At 59.1% G+C, this 21043-nt stretch carries 24 protein-coding genes and 1 pseudogene; 5 read left to right on the top strand and 20 right to left on the bottom strand.

The annotated features are described in order from the left end of the window. Positions 1–185 precede the first annotated feature (185 nt). A protein-coding gene (locus AC6JBC_RS13950) for an IS3 family transposase (protein ID WP_464791474.1) occupies positions 186–1351 on the top strand; the annotation gives its coding sequence in 2 pieces (ribosomal slippage) (positions 186–447 and positions 447–1351; 1167 coding nt in all). An 18-nt stretch (positions 1352–1369) separates the two neighbouring features. On the opposite strand, the pseudogene AC6JBC_RS13945 reads toward AC6JBC_RS13950, so the two are convergent. Further along, positions 1370–1543: pseudogene (locus tag AC6JBC_RS13945) on the bottom strand (carboxymuconolactone decarboxylase family protein); the annotation flags it as partial. 180 nt (positions 1544–1723) lie between these two features. On the opposite strand from AC6JBC_RS13945, the gene AC6JBC_RS13940 reads away from it, so the two are divergent. The 3 genes from AC6JBC_RS13940 to AC6JBC_RS13930 are packed head-to-tail and all read left to right on the top strand — an operon-like array spanning position 1724 to position 3808. Beyond that, the gene (locus tag AC6JBC_RS13940) at positions 1724–2485 is read left to right on the top strand and encodes an SDR family oxidoreductase (protein ID WP_498026117.1); all 762 of its coding nucleotides are present in this window, start codon (positions 1724–1726) and stop codon (positions 2483–2485) included. Beyond that, positions 2482–2922: a hypothetical protein gene (locus AC6JBC_RS13935; protein WP_498026099.1), complete on the top strand. Its 441-nt coding sequence runs from the start codon at positions 2482–2484 to the stop codon at positions 2920–2922. Before AC6JBC_RS13940 ends, AC6JBC_RS13935 begins: the two co-directional genes overlap by 4 nt. Continuing rightward, the gene (locus AC6JBC_RS13930; RefSeq protein ID WP_498026098.1) at positions 2867–3808 is read left to right on the top strand and encodes a sigma-70 family RNA polymerase sigma factor; all 942 of its coding nucleotides are present in this window, start codon (positions 2867–2869) and stop codon (positions 3806–3808) included. The genes AC6JBC_RS13935 and AC6JBC_RS13930 overlap by 56 nt, the downstream gene beginning before the upstream one ends. A gap of 137 nt (positions 3809–3945) precedes the next feature. Here the strand turns inward: AC6JBC_RS13930 and AC6JBC_RS13925 are convergent, their stop codons facing one another. After that, the gene (locus AC6JBC_RS13925; protein ID WP_498026097.1) at positions 3946–4470 is read right to left on the bottom strand and encodes a thermonuclease family protein; all 525 of its coding nucleotides are present in this window, start codon (positions 4468–4470) and stop codon (positions 3946–3948) included. A gap of 415 nt (positions 4471–4885) precedes the next feature. Then, on the bottom strand, positions 4886–5086 hold the full coding sequence (locus AC6JBC_RS13920; protein WP_498026096.1) for a DUF5818 domain-containing protein: 201 nt from the start codon (positions 5084–5086) through the stop codon (positions 4886–4888). Between the two features lie 195 nt (positions 5087–5281). Here AC6JBC_RS13920 and AC6JBC_RS13915 point away from each other — a divergent pair, with 195 nt between their 5' ends. Continuing rightward, positions 5282–5503 (top strand): hypothetical protein, encoded by a 222-nt coding sequence (locus AC6JBC_RS13915; protein WP_498026095.1) that lies wholly within the window; start codon positions 5282–5284, stop codon positions 5501–5503. A 34-nt stretch (positions 5504–5537) separates the two neighbouring features. Here the strand turns inward: AC6JBC_RS13915 and AC6JBC_RS13910 are convergent, their stop codons facing one another. The 17 genes from AC6JBC_RS13910 to AC6JBC_RS13830 form a co-directional block, all read right to left on the bottom strand. Next, the gene (locus tag AC6JBC_RS13910; RefSeq protein WP_498026094.1) at positions 5538–6194 is read right to left on the bottom strand and encodes a S24 family peptidase; all 657 of its coding nucleotides are present in this window, start codon (positions 6192–6194) and stop codon (positions 5538–5540) included. 135 nt (positions 6195–6329) lie between these two features. Then, the gene (locus AC6JBC_RS13905) at positions 6330–6971 is read right to left on the bottom strand and encodes a JAB domain-containing protein (RefSeq protein WP_498026116.1); all 642 of its coding nucleotides are present in this window, start codon (positions 6969–6971) and stop codon (positions 6330–6332) included. A 198-nt stretch (positions 6972–7169) separates the two neighbouring features. Then, positions 7170–7520 (bottom strand): hypothetical protein, encoded by a 351-nt coding sequence (locus tag AC6JBC_RS13900; protein ID WP_498026093.1) that lies wholly within the window; start codon positions 7518–7520, stop codon positions 7170–7172. A 69-nt stretch (positions 7521–7589) separates the two neighbouring features. Continuing rightward, positions 7590–8048, bottom strand: coding sequence for a helix-turn-helix domain-containing protein (locus AC6JBC_RS13895; protein WP_498026092.1), 459 nt, complete (start codon positions 8046–8048; stop codon positions 7590–7592). Between the two features lie 193 nt (positions 8049–8241). Continuing rightward, positions 8242–10533, bottom strand: coding sequence for a TonB-dependent receptor (locus AC6JBC_RS13890; protein ID WP_498026091.1), 2292 nt, complete (start codon positions 10531–10533; stop codon positions 8242–8244). 372 nt (positions 10534–10905) lie between these two features. After that, a complete protein-coding gene (locus AC6JBC_RS13885; RefSeq protein WP_460989842.1) occupies positions 10906–11436 on the bottom strand; it encodes a hypothetical protein in 531 nt (176 codons plus the stop codon). A gap of 211 nt (positions 11437–11647) precedes the next feature. Continuing rightward, positions 11648–11950 carry a hypothetical protein gene (locus AC6JBC_RS13880; RefSeq protein WP_449470319.1) on the bottom strand — a complete coding sequence of 101 codons (303 nt, stop codon included), beginning with the start codon at positions 11948–11950 and terminating at the stop codon, positions 11648–11650. Positions 11951–12369: 419 nt separating this feature from the next. Then, positions 12370–13134 (bottom strand): LPD7 domain-containing protein, encoded by a 765-nt coding sequence (locus AC6JBC_RS13875; protein ID WP_449470321.1) that lies wholly within the window; start codon positions 13132–13134, stop codon positions 12370–12372. A 1-nt stretch (position 13135) separates the two neighbouring features. After that, the gene (locus tag AC6JBC_RS13870) at positions 13136–14956 is read right to left on the bottom strand and encodes a type IV secretory system conjugative DNA transfer family protein (RefSeq protein ID WP_449470322.1); all 1821 of its coding nucleotides are present in this window, start codon (positions 14954–14956) and stop codon (positions 13136–13138) included. Then, positions 14928–15941: a P-type DNA transfer ATPase VirB11 gene (gene virB11 / locus AC6JBC_RS13865; RefSeq protein ID WP_449470324.1), complete on the bottom strand. Its 1014-nt coding sequence runs from the start codon at positions 15939–15941 to the stop codon at positions 14928–14930. The genes AC6JBC_RS13870 and virB11 overlap by 29 nt, the downstream gene beginning before the upstream one ends. Next, positions 15938–17119 (bottom strand): type IV secretion system protein VirB10, encoded by a 1182-nt coding sequence (gene virB10, locus AC6JBC_RS13860; protein ID WP_449470325.1) that lies wholly within the window; start codon positions 17117–17119, stop codon positions 15938–15940. The genes virB11 and virB10 overlap by 4 nt, the downstream gene beginning before the upstream one ends. Next, the gene (gene virB9 / locus AC6JBC_RS13855; RefSeq protein ID WP_449470326.1) at positions 17116–17961 is read right to left on the bottom strand and encodes a P-type conjugative transfer protein VirB9; all 846 of its coding nucleotides are present in this window, start codon (positions 17959–17961) and stop codon (positions 17116–17118) included. Before virB9 ends, virB10 begins: the two co-directional genes overlap by 4 nt. Beyond that, positions 17958–18650, bottom strand: coding sequence for a VirB8 family type IV secretion system protein (locus AC6JBC_RS13850; protein ID WP_449470327.1), 693 nt, complete (start codon positions 18648–18650; stop codon positions 17958–17960). The genes virB9 and AC6JBC_RS13850 overlap by 4 nt, the downstream gene beginning before the upstream one ends. A gap of 2 nt (positions 18651–18652) precedes the next feature. After that, the gene (locus AC6JBC_RS13845) at positions 18653–18982 is read right to left on the bottom strand and encodes a hypothetical protein (RefSeq protein ID WP_449470328.1); all 330 of its coding nucleotides are present in this window, start codon (positions 18980–18982) and stop codon (positions 18653–18655) included. Positions 18983–18994: 12 nt separating this feature from the next. After that, complete coding sequence (locus tag AC6JBC_RS13840; protein WP_426387785.1) at positions 18995–20005, bottom strand: type IV secretion system protein; 1011 nt, start codon at positions 20003–20005, stop codon at positions 18995–18997. 19 nt (positions 20006–20024) lie between these two features. Continuing rightward, positions 20025–20333, bottom strand: coding sequence for a hypothetical protein (locus tag AC6JBC_RS13835; RefSeq protein ID WP_449470330.1), 309 nt, complete (start codon positions 20331–20333; stop codon positions 20025–20027). Continuing rightward, positions 20333–21043: a type IV secretion system protein gene (locus tag AC6JBC_RS13830; RefSeq protein ID WP_449470332.1), complete on the bottom strand. Its 711-nt coding sequence runs from the start codon at positions 21041–21043 to the stop codon at positions 20333–20335. The genes AC6JBC_RS13835 and AC6JBC_RS13830 overlap by 1 nt, the downstream gene beginning before the upstream one ends.

Raw genomic sequence — 21043 nt, 5'->3', positions numbered from 1 at the left:
CTTTCACCGGTTGTTTGCGCGGGGCCTTCCTCGATCACCAGGGGCATCGGCATACGGACGGAATGGGGACCGACCGGACCTGGTAACGGAACATCAGCCTCCGAAGGGCAATAAAGGGTCTGACGTGACCCCCGATTTTTCCTCCAGTTAGCGCTAGAGTCCGATCCAACGAAGGGACGGACGGAATGAAGCGGAAGCAGTTTTCGGAAGAGCAGATTATCGGCATTTTGAAGGAAGCCGAGGCGGGTGCGGTGGTCACGGAATTATGCCGCAAGCACGGCATGTCGAGCGCGACCTATTATGCGTGGAAGGCCAAGTATGGCGGTTTGGAGGTGTCGGACGCGAAGCGACTGCGGGCGCTGGAGGAGGAGAACTCCAAGCTCAAACGGTTGCTCGCGGACACGATGCTGGACAATGCGGGGTTGAAAGACCTGCTGTCAAAAAAGTGGTGACGCCCGCTGCACAGCGCGAGGCGGTTGTGCATCTCCAGATCACGTTGGGGATGAGCGAGCGGCGCGCGTGCCGGGTGATTTCAGCGGATCGCAAGAGCATGCGCTATCGCTCGTGCCGCCCCGATGATGCCGATTTGCGGTCGCGGTTGCGCGAGTTGGCGCAGCAGCGTCGGCGGTTCGGCTACCGGCGCTTGCACATCCTGCTCCGCCGGGATGGCATTATGATCAACCGCAAGAAGACCCAGCGGCTCTACCGCGAGGAGGGGCTGACGGTTCGGCGGCGGCGGGGCAGAAGGCGCGCCGTTGGGGCGCGGGTGCCGGCTCCGGTGCTGGCGCTTCCCAACCAGCGCTGGAGCCTGGACTTCGTTCACGATCAACTCGCCACCGGCCGCCGGTTCCGTATCCTCAACATCGTCGATGATGTGACGCGTGAATGCTTGCGGGCGGTGCTCGACACTTCGATCTCGGGCAAGCGGGTGGCGCGCGAACTGGGCGATCTCATCGCCGAGCGCGGCGCGCCCAAGATGATCGTCAGCGACAACGGGACCGAACTGACATCGAACGCGGTGCTCGCCTGGTCGGGCGATGTCGGCATCGAGTGGCACTATATCGCGCCGGGCAAGCCGACGCAGAACGGGTTCGTCGAGAGTTTCAATGGCCGCATGCGCGACGAGCTTCTCAACGAAACGCTGTTCTTCACGGTTCGTCAGGCCCGCTCGATCCTCGCCAACTGGGTCGATGACTACAACACTGAGCGGCCGCACTCTTCGCTCGGCTATGCCACACCGGCGGCGTTCGCCGCCGAACTCGAAAAGCAATGGGCGGGTTTAAACCCGCCCATTGCTTCAACCGCGCTCCTGCGCGACAACAACGGTCGGTCTCTGGTTGCAGCTGGATGAAAGGCGGGGGTCACGTCAATCGCGCGTGTGCATATCGATGCAATGGGCGCAGCCGTTGATTTGCGACACTCGTAGAAAGACCAGATGGATCAGTTCTTCAGGAAGATCGGTCTTCCTGGTCACATAATGATGGACCCCAAACAGGGCCTTGGCGCCTTCGGGGGCGATTTCCGACCAGTTCAAACGCTTCATCTCGGTCATGCTGCCTTCCTCGTAATCTGCGCCGAGAGTCGGCGCTCGCTGACTTGACGAGGTACGCAGGTGCATAGTGACATTATGGCGCAGATATTTTTTGTTCCCGCCGTCGTCCCATGTCACATTGGAGGCGGCCATCTCGTCATGCAGGCAGACACCTGCATCGGAGACATGGACATGAAGATCGTTATCGTCGGCGGCACCGGACTGATCGGTCGCCCCCTCGTCGGACTGCTGCGGGCCGAAGGTCATGAGGTTCTCGCCGCTTCGCCGAGCACCGGCATCGACGCGCTTACTGGCGCCGGCCTGGCGCAAGCGCTGACAGGTGCCGCCGCCGTGGTCGATGTCAGCAATGCCCCCTCGTTCGAGGACGCGGCCGCTCTTGCTTTCTTCCGCGGCACGACAACCAACTTGCTGGATGCAGCACGCGACGCAGGCGTGCGTCACGTCGTCGCACTTTCGGTGGTGGGGACCGATCGCCTTCAGGCATCGGGTTATTTTCGCGCCAAGCTGGCGCAGGAGCAACTGATTGTCGGCAGCGGCCTGCCCTACACGATCGTGCGTGCCACGCAGTTCTTTGAATTCCTATCCACCATCGCGGATGGCTACACACGGGACGATATAGTGTACTTGCCGGGCATCGCGCTTCAGCCGGTCGCGGCCGCCGATGTCTCGGCCCTGCTTGCCGAGATCGCCACAACTGCCCCGGCCGGTGGCATCATCGAAGTGGCAGGACCGGAGCGCGCGCCGCTGGCCGAGTTCACCGCCAGCTGGCTCGGGGCCCGCGACGATCCGCGCCGGATCAGCGTCACCGCCGAACGTGACTATTTCGGCGCGCCCGCCGACGACCGCTCACTTGTCCCGGACGAAAATCCACAGATCGCGCGCACGTGCTTTGATGAGTGGCTTGCCGCCCAAGCGCAGGAGAGCGCAGTATGAACCGGAATCTTCCGCTGGCACTGGCCGCAGTCCTCGGTCTCGCATCCGCTGTAAACGGCGCGTTTATGCTGATCTCACCAGCGAACTGGTATTTCGCCGTGCCCGGCGTCCCCACCACCGGTCCGTTCAACCAGCATTTCGTGCGCGACATAGGCCTGATCTTCTTGCTCGTCGCAATCGCGATGCTCGCAGGTGTCGTCCGGCCAGTGGCCCGCGTCCCCCTGTGGTCTGCCGCCGCCCTCTGGCTTGCGGGCCATGCGCTGTTCCATTTCTGGGAAGTGGCGGTCGGCATCTGTGGGACAGGTGCGCTGGCCCAGGATTTTCCTGCTGTCACCTTACCGGCTATATTGACGACCGTTCTTGCCCTTTGGGCCTGGCGCGATGCCAAGCGCAGTCGCCGAACACATTCGATGGGGGACAGTCTTGCTGCACAGTGATGAACGTCTCGCCGATTTTGAAGCTGAGCGACCAAGGCTGTTGCGTCTTGGCTATCGGATGCTTGGTTCAGTCAGCGAGGCGGAAGATATCCTGCAGGAAGCGTGGCTTCGTTGGGCGGCAACGGCGCAGAGCGTTGACACGCCGGCAGCCTATCTGACCCGCATCGTCACTCGGCTTTGCCTTGATCAGCTCAAGTCCGCCCGCGTGCGCCGGGAGACCTATGTCGGTGCCTGGCTGCCCGAACCGTTGATGAGCACAACTGACGAAGAGGAGACGATCGCCGACGACGTGACGCTCACACTGATGCTCGCGATGGAGCGCCTGTCTCCCCTGGAGCGTGCCGCTTTCCTGCTTCACGACGTATTCGACATGGCGCTCACCGACGTCGCGACAACATTGGGCCGCGAGCCTGCCGCCGTCCGGCAGCTTGCCTCGCGCGCACGCAGACACGTCCAGCATGCGCGACCGCGTTTCACGGTGGAAGCAACCGAGGCCGATCGGATCGCGCGCGCCTTCTTTGCTGCTGCTCGCGACGGTGACACAGTCGCATTGTCCGCACTGCTGGCACGCGATGTCGAGATCCATTCCGATGGCGGTGGCAAGGTAATCGCCTTCCGCAATGTGGTGCGCGGGATCGACCGAGCACTCCGCTTGTTCGCCGGGCTGCGTCGGAAGTACACGTCAGCGCCGACGCTACTGCGCACCGCGATGATCAACGGCCTGCCCGGCTACATCAGTATCGATCGTGGCGACGTGCTCCAGACGACCGCGCTCGACATGCGCGATGGGCGCATCGCGGCGATCTATATAGTTCGAAATCCCGATAAGCTCCGTCATCTAAAGATAGCTTTCGGCACTGACGGTCATCCACAGCACGGCCACTGAAGGTCGTGAATTGGTCGACAGCGGCTGGGATAGCTGCCGGTCCGCACCTGATGAGCAAAATTTGGCGGCTGAACGGCAAAGAAGGGTCGACCGACTCTGTTTCAGGATTGCCCAGCCACTCTGCATGCGCATTTTACTCAGCAGATCAGGAAGCCGTACCGCCTGACGGCGAAGCCGCCTTTGACCTGGGCGCACGACAGATCCTGACCTTGCACGGAGCAGCGAGCGACCGCTCGCCCATAATAGTCTGTATCGGTCTGGCGGCATTGCACCGACTGACCTGCGACCAGCGACTGCAGGTTGCCGGTGCTGGCATAGGGGTCGCCGGGAGTGCATTCGCGACCTGGGCGGCAATGGCCTGGCAGCTCGGGCGCATCAATCGATGAAAGGCGGATGCGAGAGGCGCCGCACCGTAGCGTATCGCCGTCTATGACCTGAGGACTGACGCACCCCACGCCGAGCGAGGTATCAGCTGAGGCACTCCCCCCGCTTGGCACGCTGCCGGCGAATTGAACGAGAGCGATGCCGAGCGCTGAGCCGATGATGACACCTCCGGCGACCAGTGGACCGAGCTTGCCGGGCCGTGCAAGCTTCTTCGGCCGCGTTGGACGGCGGAACGGCACGACATTGCTACGCCGCCGCCGGGGCGGAGCGTTCAGCATCCTGCGAAAATCAAAATCATCCCCCATTCGAGCAATATTGACGGGTTCGATGATTTTGTCACCTGGGCAGGGCGATTTCTGACTCCTCCCCCCTCCCCCGACGGATAACACGGCCAACCCATTGATACTAATCCGCCCTTGCTACCACCGCTCGTCGAGCAGCGCGTCCGCGCCGCTATCAATGAGGGTCCCAGGGGCAGGCGGCCGCCGCGACTGTTTACCGCCCGCTCGAGAAGGGAACCGTCTACCGCGCCGTCCAACAGCCCGGTGGCGCGCTGGTTTTGCAATCGTGCAGGACATAGCGCGAACGCTGTTCGCGATCGCCGCCATCATAATCGCTGTGGTGGTCATGGTGTTTATACCAGCCGCAGTGCGTTCCATTGTCGGCTAGAGCGGCGGAGGGACTTGGGACCTATCAGATTGCGCTGATATGCTGGACCTCAAGCAAGTCAAATTCTGCCCGTATGCCAACCACGCGAACAGGGCGCCCGAGTAAATGCCGGTGGCGTTGCGTGATGTCCAGACGCCATGCACCGCCGTCGGCCATTTGCAACTTGGGATAGAATCCATTCTCTAGCAATATGCCAGTCTCGTCATGTTGTGTGCCACGCGGCATTGGCCAGATTTCCTATCCGGTTCGTATTGGGACGCTCACTTTAATGCCTTCCACGCTCTTGTGAAGCGTTCAGTTTGTCACGTTGAAAGGCTCGAGCCCCCGCATCTAACCATTGTGGACAGGAAAATGATGTTCTCGGAGAAAGGGCGGAGTATCATGAAAGGATATGCTGAAATTTGATCTGGAGGTGCCGAAATGAATAACCTCTTCCTGCAGGGGACGGCTGCAAAGGCACCGGACGCTCAGGCGCGCTCCGGTCAGCCTGTTTCGCAAATCGCCATGATATTGAATGAATGTCTGGCGATGTTGGATCGACTGGGTCTGTCGCAAGCTGCCACACATCTCAGTGCCGCGATTGAATCTCTGCCTGGACAAGAGGCACGGCCACCGGTTGAACTTCTGGAATTGCGCGATTGATCGGGGAGAGGAAAGCGTAGCCGTTATAAGGGTGCTAACGCAGCGTATGCCCTACCCATAATACTCGCCCCACTATTGTCACCAATTCAGGGTCTATATTGGTCCAGCTGGGGTGAAGGCGATTATCGCTTAGGACGGAGAAGCTTCCGCGTCGGGGACCAAGCGAAATACGTCTGACCATCAGGACATCGTCCAGGCGCAAAACATAAACACCATCGCGCAGCTTCGTCATCGCGTCACTATGGTCAATGATTATATCGTCGCCATGACGCAGGGTTGGCGCCATCGATTCTCCGTCGATCCGGAGGACAGACACGTAAGGTGGCTGAGCACCCATTTCCCGGAGCCAACGGTTATCTATTGCCAAGGTAGGTCGCTTATCGACGTCCAGCTTTCCGCTTGCCCTCGAAGCACCAAACGAAAGTCTGGGTACGGGAACGGATTTGGGAGCTCGCGAGGAACAGGGAGCATCAGTTGACGAGGCCATGCCGCTCAGCAGATGTTCTGAAACACCAAGAAAGCGGGCGATCGCTTTACGATCTTGCTCATCAAGTCTGCGCGGCGAACCGCGTTTGATGAATTGCTGAATATATGCTGGGTTCTTGCCGATTAGCCGAGAAAGATCAGAATACCTTAATCGCTGTTCCTTTATCGTCTCGTCCAAAAATAACCGGGCTTGTTCTGTCGCCATGTTATGCCGTATTTGTCACTGTCCTAATATGCTGCCTAAGCTGAATTGCAACATAGGTAAATTTTTTTCAGCGCGACCTTCACAGGTCGTCGCATTTTTCCAACAGAACCTCTCGGTTGGACCCGTCTTAGCGAATCACATATATCCCGACGCGCGGAAGCTAAAGCATCCGTTGCGGGAAACGATGATGTGATCCACGACCCGAATATCCAACATCTTGCAGACCTTGACCAAGTTGCGGGTTAGCTCGGCGTCTTGTTTGCTGGGACGGGCATCGCCGGAGGGGTGATTGTGCGCGAGCAGAAGGCTGTCCGATCCATTCAGAATTGCCTGCCGCACGACCCTATCGATCGGCACTTCCACTTCTGTCGCAGTGCCGGACCAGCTTTGCTCACCAAGTACGCAGCCATCCTCGCTATTTAGAAATATGACCCTGACTTGTTCATGGATTAGCGTCGCCATCTCGCTTTCCAGATAAGGGACGAGGCTGAGTGGCCTGCGCCCGTCAGTTCGGAGGAGCGTTGATAACGGGCGTCTAAAGCGATTCCCCGGACCATGAAGAGCTGCATCGGAATGGCCCACAATCCCTTCAGGCCGTGATACACAGCGGGAGGAATCCCGAATTGTGCTATCGATGCCAAGTGGGTTGTAACCGTCGCGAGTGCGCAGGCCGTTGTCCAAAGTGGCCACCACCGATCGCTCCGTAGAGCCAAGGTCAGGAAGGCCATCATGCAGATGGTGTCTACCGCCAGAAGCGGATAAACTGTGTGCCCCCATGAACCCTGATCCGTCAGCGCGGTATAAAAGCCCACGATGGTTATGAATGTGATCAGTGCCGCGCCCACGCGCCCAGCTTTGCCTCCGGCGATGGCGGCATAAAGGCAGCAACATAGCGTCATTACCCAATACATAATCAAAAGCATGAACTTTGGCCGCCCGCATCAAGACGAGACGGCCAAAGCACTGAAGGCCGCGTTAGGCAACCTGCCGCAGTTCCAATTTCTGCTCGGGTTCGATCCAGGGGCAGACCGGACCGGGCACGCATCCGATCGGGGTGTCGCGCAGATTAGAGCCCATCTTCATCTCGATCAGCTCGAGATGCGCATCGACGAACGCCCGCCGGCCGTCCACTATCGTTTTAAAACCCGCGGCAAGGCGCTCAAGTGCTGGCTGGGTCGCGGCGTCGCTGATCGCGGCATCCTCCAGGGCCTCAAGCACATCGGTTGTGAGCATCGAAAATTTCTTGAGCGCGCCATCGATGGCATTTTGGGTACGGCCCAGATGTGTAACGACACGTCGTGCCAGAAGCGGATTGAAATCGGTCATAAGATCTCCTTCGCACGACCGTCGGACGTGCGTTGTTCGTGGTTCGAGCTTGGATAGGTGCGCCTTTCGTCAGGACAGGACGATAAAGGCTCCCTTGACGAGAAGGGTCATCGCAAGAACGCTGATCAATAAGAACAGGGCTATCTTGCTGATAGCGATCAGCCGATGCGGTATGCTCAGGTCATTGGGCGGGCCTCCGGTTGGGGGAAGACCGAGCAGTCCAGCGGGAAGCTGTTTTTGCTCGGTCGGCAATCCGGAAATGGCAGAAATCTGCGGACTGGCAACGTCGTCTGGCTTTAATTCAAATCTCTTGAACGGGGTCGCGCGCTCAATTTCGGCGAAAATCCTGGCAGCCTCGCGTCTGTTCGTGGCACCCAAAATCTGACGCGCGCGATGCAGATACTGGTCCACTGTCTGATGGGTGAGACCAACTATCGGCGCGATTTCCTTTGAGCTGTGGCCTTCAGCCGCCAGGCGAAGACACTGTTTTTGCACATCGGACAATTTGGTGATCCGATCGTCCAACATGCGCCTCCCGATTGACTCCCTCATTAACCATGCAAGTGGCGGAAATCTCCTAGCGTTGGTAGTCAAAAATTGAGGAAAAAAACGAGAAGGTTAGCAAATTACGGGAACGTGAAATGCCTAATGCCGTAGCGTCCGATGTGAAACGACGGTTGATGTTGCGAGCAATCTGCTTGCGCGCTTGCCGAGGCCTCCATCAAATCTGGCTTTCCAAGGTCAAACCTAAGGTCCGCGGTTCATTCAAGGTACCCCTCCGTCGCCCGTCAACGTCGATGAAAAATTGGTTGGGCCTTTGTACGTTGAAGATATTGGTTGCGGTCATGAAGGCGCTAAAACGCCGTCCCCGCCAGCCCAGCTTGGCATTCACCAATGTTCTTCCGGCAATGTCTGGTGCGCTCTGATCCGCTATATTCTGATAATAGGCGCTGCGATAACTACCGTTGACGTTCGCAAAGGGGCCCTCGGGAAGCGAAAAAGTCGCGCCACCGGAAACGGTCCATCGGGGCGCATGAGGGAAAGCTTTAGCTGTCAGATTACCGAGCGCGCTTGTCAGTTTCGTGGTGAAATCTTTAAACTTGGCGCTGGTGCACCCCAGCCCGGCATATAGGTTTAGCACCGGCGTCACCGCGGCACGTGCTTCGAACTCGAACCCCGTCAGCCGGGATCCCCCTGCATTTACCACCTGAACGTCATACAGCGAGCCAGGTGTGAGCTGGACGGCGATTTGCTGGTCTTTCCACTCCGTGCGATAGGCGTTGCCGTTCAATATAAGCCGATCATCAAACCATGTAGAGCGCAGCGCAACCTCATAGTTGGTAGTGAATTCTGGCGCGAAGCTATAACTCTCGGCCCGCTGTTGGTTGAGGCCGGCACCGCCAGCTCGGTAACCGCGGCTGACCGTGCCGCTGATCGCGACATTTGTGGCGATGTCATAGGTCGCTCCCAGCTTCGGTAGCCAGGCATGATAGCGCACCTGCCTTACCGGCTCAGCGCTGTTGGCGCCCTCAGCCAACTCCAGCAGCAGACCATTCAGTTGAGCGGCGATAGGCGCGAGGGACTGATCGGTCAGTTTGACGGGATCAGGCAGCGGGCGGTCGAGCGCGACTGCCTGTGTGGATCCCCGTCGTTGACTTTCAAGATCGTAGCGGAGCCCCAAATGCCAGCGTAAGCGACGGCTCATGGGCAATGTGAGGTCAGTAAAGAAAGCCAGATTTTCGGTAGCCCGCGACTGTGCCAGGCTGTTACGGATGGGCAGCACGCCACCGTACAGATTGAGTACCGCACTGGCCGTCTCCGGTGGCAGACCCGCAGCTTGCAACTGGCGATCCACGCCAAGACTTGTAAGGCTCAGGCTTTGTGTCGCAGAAAAATCATAAGCGCGCTGCTCGCGAAGAAAGAATGCGCCAACAAGCCCTTCCACCCCGCCCTGACGAAAGTTCAGCCGGAATTCCTGCTGAAACGTCCGGGTAGGATCATTGATGCGGCTCACTTGTCCGGGCAAGGCGGTTCGATCCGCGTCAGAGATTGAGCGAAACCGAATGTGGCTGACATTGGTCACCGATGAAAGAGCAGCCTCAGCGCCGAGGCTGTAATGGACCGTCAGGCTGTTAATTAAGCTGGTGCCACGCTTGATGTCTTGGACATCGGCGGTGGTTATCCTATCATACCGGCTATATGGCGGATCGAGTTCGCTATAGAAAGTTCCGCGCTGGTGGCGGTCATACAGCACTGTGCCGATTATTTTAAGGTCCGGAAACGCCTGCGGCGTGAACAGCAGCTTCCCATGCAAGGATTTTGAGCGTTCCCCGTCGGCATGCTCGTGCATCGTAATGTTTCGGATCAAGCCTTCGGTGCGCGCCGCTTCCCCGGCGATGCGAAATGCCACCTGATCATCGACAAGGGGACCGCCAAAGACAATGCCAGCTCGCTGCTCTTGTTTCTGATTGGACCGAAGTAGGCGCGCTTTGCCGATCCATTCAAAGCCGGGATCGGCAGTGCTAATGATGACGGCACCAGTAAGCGCATTACGTCCCTGGATCGTGGACTGTGGTCCACGAAATATCTCTACCTGAGCAACATCATAAAGATCGAGCGGCCCTGAGGCCAAGGCCAGGCGGGGGATAGCTGTGCCGTCCACATAGACGCTCGCCAGCGGCCCATCGCCGCTCCCCGTCACATTGAAGGCATCGACGCCGCGGATTGAAAAGGTCGTGCGGTTGCCGTCCACGACGACGTTGGGCGTCCGATCCAGTATATCATAAGCCGTCACCAAATTCTGCTCGGCAATGGAGCGGCTGGTGGTGATCGCGACGCTTGTCGGCGTATGTTGAAGAGATCTGGCCGATTTTTCGCCAGTCACGACCAAAATTTCGCCGGTCGACTGGATTTCAATCTCCGGAGGCAACGGAGCCGCCTGCGCTTGATTAAGGCAAGCACCACCCATCGCCCCCGCAATCCATATAGCGGCTGCCTGACCACCGATCCCCACAATTCCCCCTGACCCGAAGTATCATTTTAGCTATATGCCTTCTGGCTGGCTTCATTGGCTAGCGAAAGGCTTGGATACAGCAACAAAGCCGATTTTGTTTTTGCTCCTGCCAGCGAGAGGGAGGAGCTTTATCGCCTCCCGAACCCAAAGGAGAATGACTGCTGTCGGGAATAGGATTTTACGCCTCGAACGGCAGGAATGGGTCGGAAAAAGCGAAAAGTTTGCGATCGGCGGCCCATGTACGTCGGCAAAATCTAAGGCGAACAAAAAAATGTCCCGGCGGTTATCTTGGAAGGACCACCGGAGGATAAACGGCGACGCAAGAAGGTACTGCTATCTCACCCACGAACTGCGATGCGTCGCAATCTATTTCTATGTATCTAATAACCGTGGGCTAATCACATCCAGCCAACCCGTAATCGCTTTTGGGGGCGCGTGCCCCTCACCGCGGCGACAATCAAAAGTGACCTCACCAGCTATCTCTACGCGGCAGACCGTGAACGCCAAATCTGCGGTTCGGCTGTTGTCGGTGAGAAGTGAGGCATCGGCATGTTTCAGCGCTTCAGCGATTGCCTTTTGCGTGCGGGGAAAACGGCTTCTCAGCTTGGCTTCATCGACGGCGTGACCATGCTCGGCGACGCGAGTTTGAACGCGAAGAATTGAGAGATTTTCGCTGGTCAGGCCGACAAAGATGAGAAGGACGAAATAGCCGGCTGCTTGCATATCCTTGATAAGTGATATTTTGGAATCGACGGTTCCATCTGCGGCGACATGCCAATGTGAAAAGACCGTTTCCATAGCGAACGGTACATTCGCATTCATTGCATGACCGACAAAGGCTTGGACGCCTTGCTGGGCGACACGCATCCAGCTTTCTCCGAATCGCGGAGCGAGATTGCCCATTCAGGCAGTATGCCGTCGGAGTTGGCTTCCGGCAGGATGGAAAGCATCATCCGGTCGGCATTAACGAGCGGAATTCGTAGCACGTCTGCAAGGCTGCGCCGCCAAAGCGTCGACTTGCCGGACCCATTATGGCCAGCAAGCACGATCGCAAGGGGCTTCTGAGTGGCTTCCTGCGCTTCCCGAATTTCCTGGAGCGCCTCAACAGGGGAAGTTAAGCGATCGCGTGGAATATGCCGTCTACCAATTGACCACGTTCAGTCTTGCCATCGAGAGTCCTGATAACGACATCGGGATTCTCACTATCAAGCGAAAATAGCGGCACGCCCTTTTTGGCGCGAATGACAACACCTGGTTTAGAAAGACGCCGCGCGGCACGGGCCAGTGCTGCAGTGCTTTGAGCGATGTTAGCCTTGATCAGATCGCGCTGCGGTGCGGGCGCAGTGATGACAACGTCACCAAACTTCACCCTGCGTGCGCGCGCTTGGCGCCGGACTTTAACCGTCGTCGTTGTCATGACCCTATCAATCCAAACCTCTTACAGCAGACCCCGCTAAGATAGCGAACTGCCTGCGCTTAGGCTAGGGCTGGGAATAACGATTTTCGAGGCCCGAGGGCAGGAAAAAATCGAACATATCGCGCCCCTGAGGGCTTGCGCGAGATCCCATTGCGGAGCGGGGAGGGCACGGGCGAAATTTTTGAGTATCCTGCCTTGGCGTGCGTACAAATTGTCCTGGATACGTTTTGTAAGGATGTTGCGGATCAGGCCACCCTCGATGCTCTGTCGGACATACCGGAACGCGGATCGGTAGGTTTTACCCGTTCTACAAACTTGATGACGGGGCCTCGGAAGCAATTGTGCAACAAGCTGTTGCACCACCTGCCCCCTACGCCCCATCCTCATGTGAGACTGGTGGTTCACCTTTGTTCGCTCAATCAACGGCTCGGCGAACGATTGCGCTGAAGGATATGGTTCTGCTCCATCGAGCGAAGGCGCTCATTCTGTTGCTGCAGCACCTGCACCCCAGCAATCCGCTCCCCGCGTTCGATCCGTGCCGCAACCTCTTCCTTGCGCCGGTCAACGAACCCGCGTTGCCGGCCCTCATCTTGCGGAAATCTGCCTGCCGCGATGACCAGGGCATGGGCAACATGGCTTTGCGCGCGTCGAAGCGCGGGATCCTTGGCGTTTTCCGCGTGCGATTGCCGACGAAACCGTTCGGCCAGGTCGAGCCGCTGATCCGGCTTTTCTTTGCTATCCCGCACCTGGCTTCCGGTTCGCTGCGACGGCGGCTTCCGCGCATCAGCCGCCTGAGGGCTGATGACCACCGTTCCAGCCTGCCGCGCAATATCCCGCGCGGCGGCCGCCCGCGTTTTGGCGTCCGGCTTGTAGCCCTCGATCTCCAGCCCCTGCGCCGCGGCGGCCAGATAGGCCGCCCGCTTGAAATCCGCGTCGCCATTGATCTTGATGGAGGTCCATCCATTGGCCTTGGCAAGACGGACCAGATCGGGGAGGGCCGAGGAATCGCGGGCCTTTATCCGATCCGGCGTCACGGTTGCGATCGGATTTCGGTCATGCGCGCTCCGGTAGAGCTTGTCGCCCACCCGCAGAAACCGACTCTCCAGTTCCTGCGGCATCTCCATTTCCCGGCGTTTGACGGAAACGGGCTTTTGGTTCTGGGCGGTCGTTGGGTCATCAGCCATTTCATCGCTCCTGTTCAATTATGCCCACGGTACCGTGGCCGCGTTGGTCTGTTTCGACGTCGATCAGCATGTCGGGGAAATCCGATATGATGACGCAGTCCATTGCGAAGGTGTGAGGGTCGGGGTTGGCCAGCTGACCGGTGTCGGGCAGAACGCAGGGCGGCAGCTCCTCGTCATCCTGAACAGGCCTGACGAGCGGCTCGACCAAGGGTGCCGGCACGAGACGCCGCGTGAAGCGCGCGTCAGAAAAGTAGCGGATCTTGTCCCCGCGAATGGGCGGCATACCTCCGCGGAGCAAAAGCAGTTCGTCGGCAGGGAATTGCATCAGCTCCTGGGGCAGCAGGAGCGCACGACGATGGTCCGACATGGATTTGGACCGATTGGCAAGAATGCCATGGATGGTCAGCGATCGGGTAACGGATTCCTGACCAACATAGCCGATGCGCTCTGACAGCTCATTGGCGACCCTGAGCTCCTTGGGCGTGAAAGCGACCTCCACGCCGCAGTTCGCCACAATCTCGTCGGCCACATGCTCGCCGTACACAGCACGAAGCTGCGAGCGCGACTGAATCACCGGCAACAAGCGGATTCCATAGCCGGCAACATAGGAAAAGGCGTTCGCGATCACTTGCGCCCGGCCAAGGCGGGCAAATTCGTCGAGCAGCACCAGCACCTGGATTGGGGTTTGCGCGTCGGGAAGGTCGCGCACGTTAAGATCGATCAGCTGCTGGAACAGCAGGTTGTAAAGCGGCGCCACCCTGTCCAGCTCGTCAGGGGAGACACCAAGATAGATCGACATGGGGTCCATCCGCAGTGCGCGAAGGTCAAATTCGCTTGTTTCAGTGGCGGCATCGACGCGAGGGTTGAGCCAAAGACTGAGCTTGGACGTTACGGTCTGGACGATGCCGGCGAAGGTGTTTTCGGCGCCTGAGGTGAAATCGGCAAGCGCATTGCGGCATCCGGTCGATAGCCGCAGCGCGGGATCCTCAAGCGCGCTACGGAAATAACCGCGCGTATCCCCGGTCGTCATCAGGCGATAAATGGCCCCGATGGTAAAGGGCTTGTCGGACTGCGCCAGATAGGCACCGACCCCGACAAAGGCCGTGCGCGCGGAATCGGTCCAGAAGGGCTCGCCGCGCTCGGGCGGAACAAACAGCATTGTGGCAATCTTCTGCAGCTCGATGATCACCTGGTCGGGATCGACCCTGTCGATATAGGATAGCGGATTATAGCGTGCGGTCCGACCTTCCGGGTCGGTCGGGTTGAAGAGGTAGACCGTCTGCCCATGTTTCGTGCGGAAACCGGCCGTCGCCTCGAAATTCTCACGCTTCACGTCGAGGACGACGACCGAGCCGGGCCAGCTCAACAGATTGGGGATGACGATGCCGACGCCTTTGCCCGACCGGGTCGGTGCCTCCACGATGCAATGCTCATTGCCCTTAAAGATCAGATAGCGGCCGGCCTTCTTGCCCAGCACAATACCCTCATCGCCGCGGAAGCCATGACGGCGGATTTCGCTTTCCCTGGCAAAACGTGCTGCGCCATGCAGCGGCGGCTTGCGGGTGACGAACCAGGTGAGGAGCAGGCCGGCCAGCAGTGACCCGGCCGCCAGCCCGCCGAGCAAAGCTTGCCGAACGACGGGATCGCCGCGATAATACCAGAAGAAGCGTGGCATCTGCAGCGGATCATAGGCTGTTGCCGGCAGGCCCAATATGAACCAGGCGACGATGGACCCAGTGAGCAGCAGCAGGAGCAGAGCGATCGGCGTGCCGATCGCCAGCGCCAAGCCGCGATTAGGCTGCGTGCCGCCCGGCGGGGTCATAATAGATCTCCGTCACACGAAACGTGCCTTGTACCTTCTTCATCTGAACCACCACATCGACCAGGATCTTCAGCAGCGAGCGAATATCGTCGCGCGCGAGATCGGCGCCGCCTTCGCTCTCTTTCACCAACAGGGTCAGCTGATCGAACGCCAGTTCGGCAGAGGCGGCGTGGATGGTCGTGATGGATCCAGGATGGCCGCTGTTCACATTGCGCAGGTAGAAGAAAGCGGTCCCGTCCCGCAGTTCCTGCAGAAGAATGCGATCGGGCCGCATTCGCAAGGCGCTTTCCAGCAGCTCCTTGGCGGTGACCTTGGCCGTGCCCTGGCCATCCTTGCTATAGGTCATATGGACCACATTGCGGTGAGGCACGACCAACTCGCGGGTGTCCTCGATTGTCAGCAGCCGCTCCTCTTCGGGAATGAGCTGGATCAGCCCTTTGGCAAAGGTGGTTTTGCCCGAACCGGTTGCCCCGGAAATGAGGATGTTGAGCCGACTGCGCACGGCCAGTTCGAAAAATGCGCTGTGCTGTTCGTCTTGCAGCAGCGCGAGCAGGCGATCCTCCGTTTCGCTCCTGCCTTTCGCCGCGACTTTGGTGTCGGTGAAAAGGCCGTCGGCCTCGAAGTCGGCCAAGCTCAGCGTCTTGGTGGAGGGTTTGCGGATGGTGATCGACACCGTTCCGTCCGGGGCGACCGGCGGAGCGACGATCTGAACACGCTCACCGGTCGGAAAGACAGTCGAGCAGATCGGGGTCTCGCGAGTCACATCCTGCGAGGTGAAGGCGGCAGCGGCTGTCGCCAATATGTTGAGGCGGGGAAGGGTGAGTTCCTCCTCAAAGCCCCAAGTCCATCCACCCCGGCGCTCAACCGCCACCTCCAGCGGCTGGTTGATGACGACCTCTGTCACCTCGTCATCGTCGAGATATTTGCGTAAGGGCGCGATCGCATCATCAAGGATGGCGGTGTTTCGGAAGGGGGCGATGCTCATCGCAGCGCTAGTCCATAGACTTGCGAGAAGTCGAAATCCTGCGCCACGGTGATGGACAGGTCCGTACCCTGAGGAACCCGCAGCACCGGCTTGATCTGCTGCGTGTCCTGAAGGATCGTCGAGGCGGAATCCGAGGGTAGCTGGGTCACATTGCTACCCGAACGACCTACTGCGGTCGATGCAACCGTGGACGCATCATCCAAGATGCTGAACAGCAAGGCCGAGCCGAACCGGTCCCAGAAGAAGCGATCGACCTTGCCGCCGACGCCGGCCCGGCCAAGACTGTCGGAGGCAGGCGAGGCGATGTCGATGGAGACGCCGCGCGGCGTGACGGCACGGCTCCACATGGCAAACAGACGATATTGCCCGCGATTGAGGCCGCCCTGATATTCGCCCAACACGCGCGTGCCTTTCTCCATCAGCACGACGCGGCCATTATCCGAGTAAATGTCGCGGGGAACGATGCAGGTGGCATAGCCTGGAACACTGCTATCCATGGCGGTCTGCAGCGTGCAGGGGATGATGCTGCCGGCGGTGACAAGATAATTGCGATCGCCGATCATGCGGGCGCTGGTTCGCCCCACTGCCGAGGTGCGCTTTAGGGCATCGAGCGGCGTCGCGCTGTTGGCTGCGCTTTGTAATTCGCCTTGCTGGGGCATCTCATCGGGAGGCATGCCGAAACTGCGGCCAAGCTGCTGACCCGAAGTGCCATTATAGGCGATTAGCGTTGAACGGCGGGCAGAGTCCCGCAGTTCCTGGGCTTCTGCTGCGCGGCGCTGGGCCGCGGTCATCGTTGAGCCTTGCGGGTTGCTGCCGCCCATTCCGGCGCCGGCGATGGCAGGCACCTGCTCGCCGGTGAGGTGTACGGGCGCGTTGGGATCATTGGGAGCGTTCTGAAGGGTAGGGGCGATCACCGTTTCTGGATCATAAGCCACGTCGGGAGCAGGCGGTTTGGCCTTGATCTGCGGCATCTTGTCATTGCCGCCGATGCCCGCTGCGACGGTGAGGGCAGCGAAAAGGAGCGATCCCCCCAAGGCACCTACGACGATCATCTTCTTCGTGTCCCACTGCACGCTTTTGAGGGACGGGATACGATTGGGGCGGTCGACCGCAGGGGCCTCTCGATCGATCTCATTGATGTCGGGCGTCGCATCGACGTCGAACCGCTTGTCGTTCACTTCTCGTCCTCCGTCCTGCGCTGGATCACTTCAGACGCGGTGTCCGTCTTGGGATCGCGGCCGTAGAAGCTGGGATTGTCGTTATAGATGCAGAGCACCACCTTACCCCGGCGCAGCCGCAACTGACGGAACACCCCATGGATGACGACGAACTCGTCGCGCACATCGAAGGAGGCGGTCGCTTCGCTGCCGTCGGGGTTGATTGTGAAGATCGCGGGGATCTCGCGCTGGTTGGGAAAGCGCAGCACGGTGAACTGACCATTGTCCGTCACTTCCGACGGTTGAATCTCAGATGATCCTTGCACGGTGTAGGCAAGGTTCCGCTTGCCCTCTAGCACACCAAGATCAAGAGCGGTCTTGATCGCACCATTTTGCTGGGCCAGTACCTGCGCCAATTTTTGGCGTGCCACGGCTTCGCGGCGGGCTGCGGCTTCCTGTTCTGGATAGCGCATGCGGACCTTGAAAAAGGTTTGCGCGCCCCGTGCGTTCGCGACCGCCGAGAGCGCAAAAGTATAGTTGCGCTTCTGTCCGGCATAATCAGTGACGACGATGAGGTTGGTGCCACCAGCCCTCTCACGCGGCTTGATGAAGAGCGAGTTTTCGGCCGGAGCAACCTCCCAGGACACAGTATCGCCCATAGCGACGAACTTGATGGTTTCGCCTTGCGCAAACTCGATCTGGGTCGCGATGCGGAAGGCACTGCGAATGGCGATCACGTTCTGATCGCTATAATTGACCTCGCGCACGCGATGGTCGGCGAGAACTGGGCGCGGCGTGCTTTCCGCGCTGGCCGTGCAGGGCGTGACCAGAATGGCTGCGGCGAGCAGGATGCTGGGTTTCATTTTCCGCTCACCTCCACATCTGCGCGATAGGATTTGACCTGGAAACCCAGCGGATTGGCATAACGGCCAGCCTCGGATTCCGGCTTGGACATCACATCGAAGGTGATGGTTGCTATCGCAGGCGTTTCGGTCGCCTGTGCATCACCTTCGAGGCGCTTGGTGAAACGGACCTGCGCGACGCTGGGCGAAATGAAGGATACCGCCCTCACCGACACGAAGACGGTGTCGCCGGCCGTCAGCTGGTTTTGCGGTGAATCCGGATTGTCTTTCTTGTAGAAGGCGATCCAGCGATGCTGTTCTTCAGGCGCGGATAGCGCCAGAACCTGATTGAAATATTCCTGCCGAGCCTGCGGTATCCAGCCTTCGCGTGCTCGCACATAGTTTGCGAGGAAATATTTGCGGACCGCTTCATCATAGGTGATCGACTTGTCGCCGCGAAGCTGCTGTGTCACCTCGGTCGCCCCCGTCGAGCGATCGACCGTGACCACATAAGGCACGACCGTTTTGAGGGGTGATAGCATTGCGACCGAACCGATCCCCACCAGCGCGATCACGCTTGCGGCACCGGCGACGATCCATGCCAAGCGCCTGGACCGGTTTGCGGCAACGAACCGCTCACGGTCCCAGCTTTGCGCTTCAGCGAAATAGGATTTGAGATCCTCGGCGCTATCTTTGACTCCGATGGCCATGGTCAGCAACTCGCATAGACGGGCTGTGGCCGCCCATCGTGAACAGGGGTGGGGGACGCGGCGCTGATCGGCGGGACATTGCTGTCGTCGGTCGTCGATCCGCTGGCGCTCGGCGATAACGATGACGGGAACAGTTGTGTCGGCTTGGCCGTGGATGCAGCGCCTCCCGCTGCGCGCGATGGGAGGGTAGGGAGGACAGTTCCATAGGGATTGGCAGGGCGCTTTGCCTGTCCGTTGCAGCGCGGAACCTTGGCTTCCTTCGCCGCGAAAGCGACCGTCGGGCAAGAGAGGGAGAATAGCGCGGCAAGGGCGATAGTTTTTCTGATGTGCATGGCGTGGTTCTCCTATCGCGTCCGGGTGAGCGTTCCGCCCCGGCCACCATTGCCGCTGCCGCCAAGCCGGCGGGCACTGTCGCCGGTCATGCGCATACCCTGCATGGGAATGCTCGCCATGGTGCGACCAGCGGCGGGGACGAAGTTAGCGGTGACCGCGTTGGCAAACTGCGCTGCCAATGCCGGTCCGCCGCCGCCCAAGCCGGACGCCAGGCCTGGGATTTGCAGGAAGAAGAAAAAGCCGAGCACGTAGAAGGACAGGGCCTTCATTGCTGCAATCAGAACTTCGTCTCCGTCGGATATCGAATTTATGAACGTATCGGTCGTCTGCGAGATGAAGAGGGTCACCAGCAGGGCGAAAACCACCAGCATGACGTAGCTGATCGCGGAGCCGAGCCACGAGAAGAACCAACCGCGCGTGGAATCGAATAGCAGTGCAGCAACAAAGAGCGGCCCCACAACTGCGAGGAGGGCAAGGGCAAAAAGAGCGAACGCGCAGATCGTGAAGCCGAGCGCACATGACAGGAGAGCAACGAGGAGGATCGTCAAATTTGCGAAAGCGGCTAAGATGATCTCAACGAAGTTGTTGGGTAACCCGACCAGATTGACACCTGCTGCGTCAGTGTGGGCCTGAACGATTTCTTCTATTTTTGTAATCGCTCGGAATGCTCCTTGCAGAAGTGTGTCGAAATATCCCCCCAACCCATTTACGTCAGCGCCGCCGAGAGCATTGGCAAATTGTCCTGGAAGGCCGTTCATAGTGAACAGACCGATCGAGGCTCCGTAAAGAGAACTTACAGCCCAGCTGAGAGCCGCCAATTTCAGCGCACGGTAGACGAACTCACGGGCTGGATATTGCACAGCTCCGCGAAGGATCGCGCCACCCAGCAGAATGATGTAGATGGTAATGCCAACCCTGAGAGGACCGGAAATTATCCCAATCACAGACGAATACAGTCCGATGATCCCAGTCAGGGCTCCGTTTACTGCGTCCATCATGTTTTCAAAGATTGGGAAATTCATCTCTCAAAATCCGTTTGCGTTAAATGCCGATCTGCTTCTTCATGTTTTCCCGCTGCTTTGTCTGAAGATTGCGGTATCGCGCTGCGTTGGCATTGTTACAGTTTTCTGCGACAACGGGAGGCCAGCTCGAAACTGGCCGTTGGGAAGATTTCCATTTTTCGCACATTGCTTCCACCTCCCCAGCTTCCTTGGGATTTTCGGCAAGGTATTTAATTGAGCGAAGTGGCAGGTCTGACCTGAGATCGTCTCCAGTCTGCTGCTTTTCAGACGGCGTACAAGCCAGCAACGTCGTCACCGATAAAACTGTCAAAGCATTGGTGTATCGCATCAGTCTATGCCTGCCTGGGATTTGAGGTTCGCAAGTTGCTTTTGCCGTTGTGCTGTATAGCTTTGGTAGTCAGCTTCAGCCTTGGCACGACGTTGCAGGTCCACAGCTTGAAGGGCCATCATGTCGTTGGTCATTTGCGCCTGTTCCAGCTGAAGCCTTGCGCTCATGTCCGCGCGCTCTGCGGCGGAAGTGGCGCTGCCGAGCCGGGAACGGAGTTCTTCCAGCCCCTCGCGCCGGCTCGTAACTGAGTCCCCGACCGACCCTGCCAGGCCTGCGGTTACGGCCGCTCGCCGCGCACCCGTTTCATAGTTTGCCCGTATGTCAGATGACGCGTCCGGCGATAGCTGGTCCATCAATCCCTGAAACACGCTGTCGGACCGACCGCGCAGCCGCCCGATCACATTGAGGTCGCCGCTGGCATATCCGTCGAGGCTCGATGACGACACGTTGAGTTCGCGCATTGCGTCGGTCCTAAGGCTACCTGCAACGCTCCCGATGTCGGTTGCCTTGTTGATGTCGCGATACAGGTCTTGCGCTTGGCGAAGCTGGGCTGCGCCCTGCTTCAACATCGAGACGCCTTGCCGAACCTGCTCCAGTTGCTGGAAGAGGCTGCGCGTGTCCGTGACTGGAATGCCCTGCGCCTGCGCAGTGCCTGCAAAGGCGAGGAGCGATGCCCCAGCCAATAGATGCCTCAACCTGTAAGACGCCAT

This window comes from Sphingobium sp. RC1 (assembly GCF_059738765.1).
The sequence above is the reverse complement of the archived record's forward strand: the minus strand, read 5'-3'. Positions and strand labels throughout refer to the sequence as shown.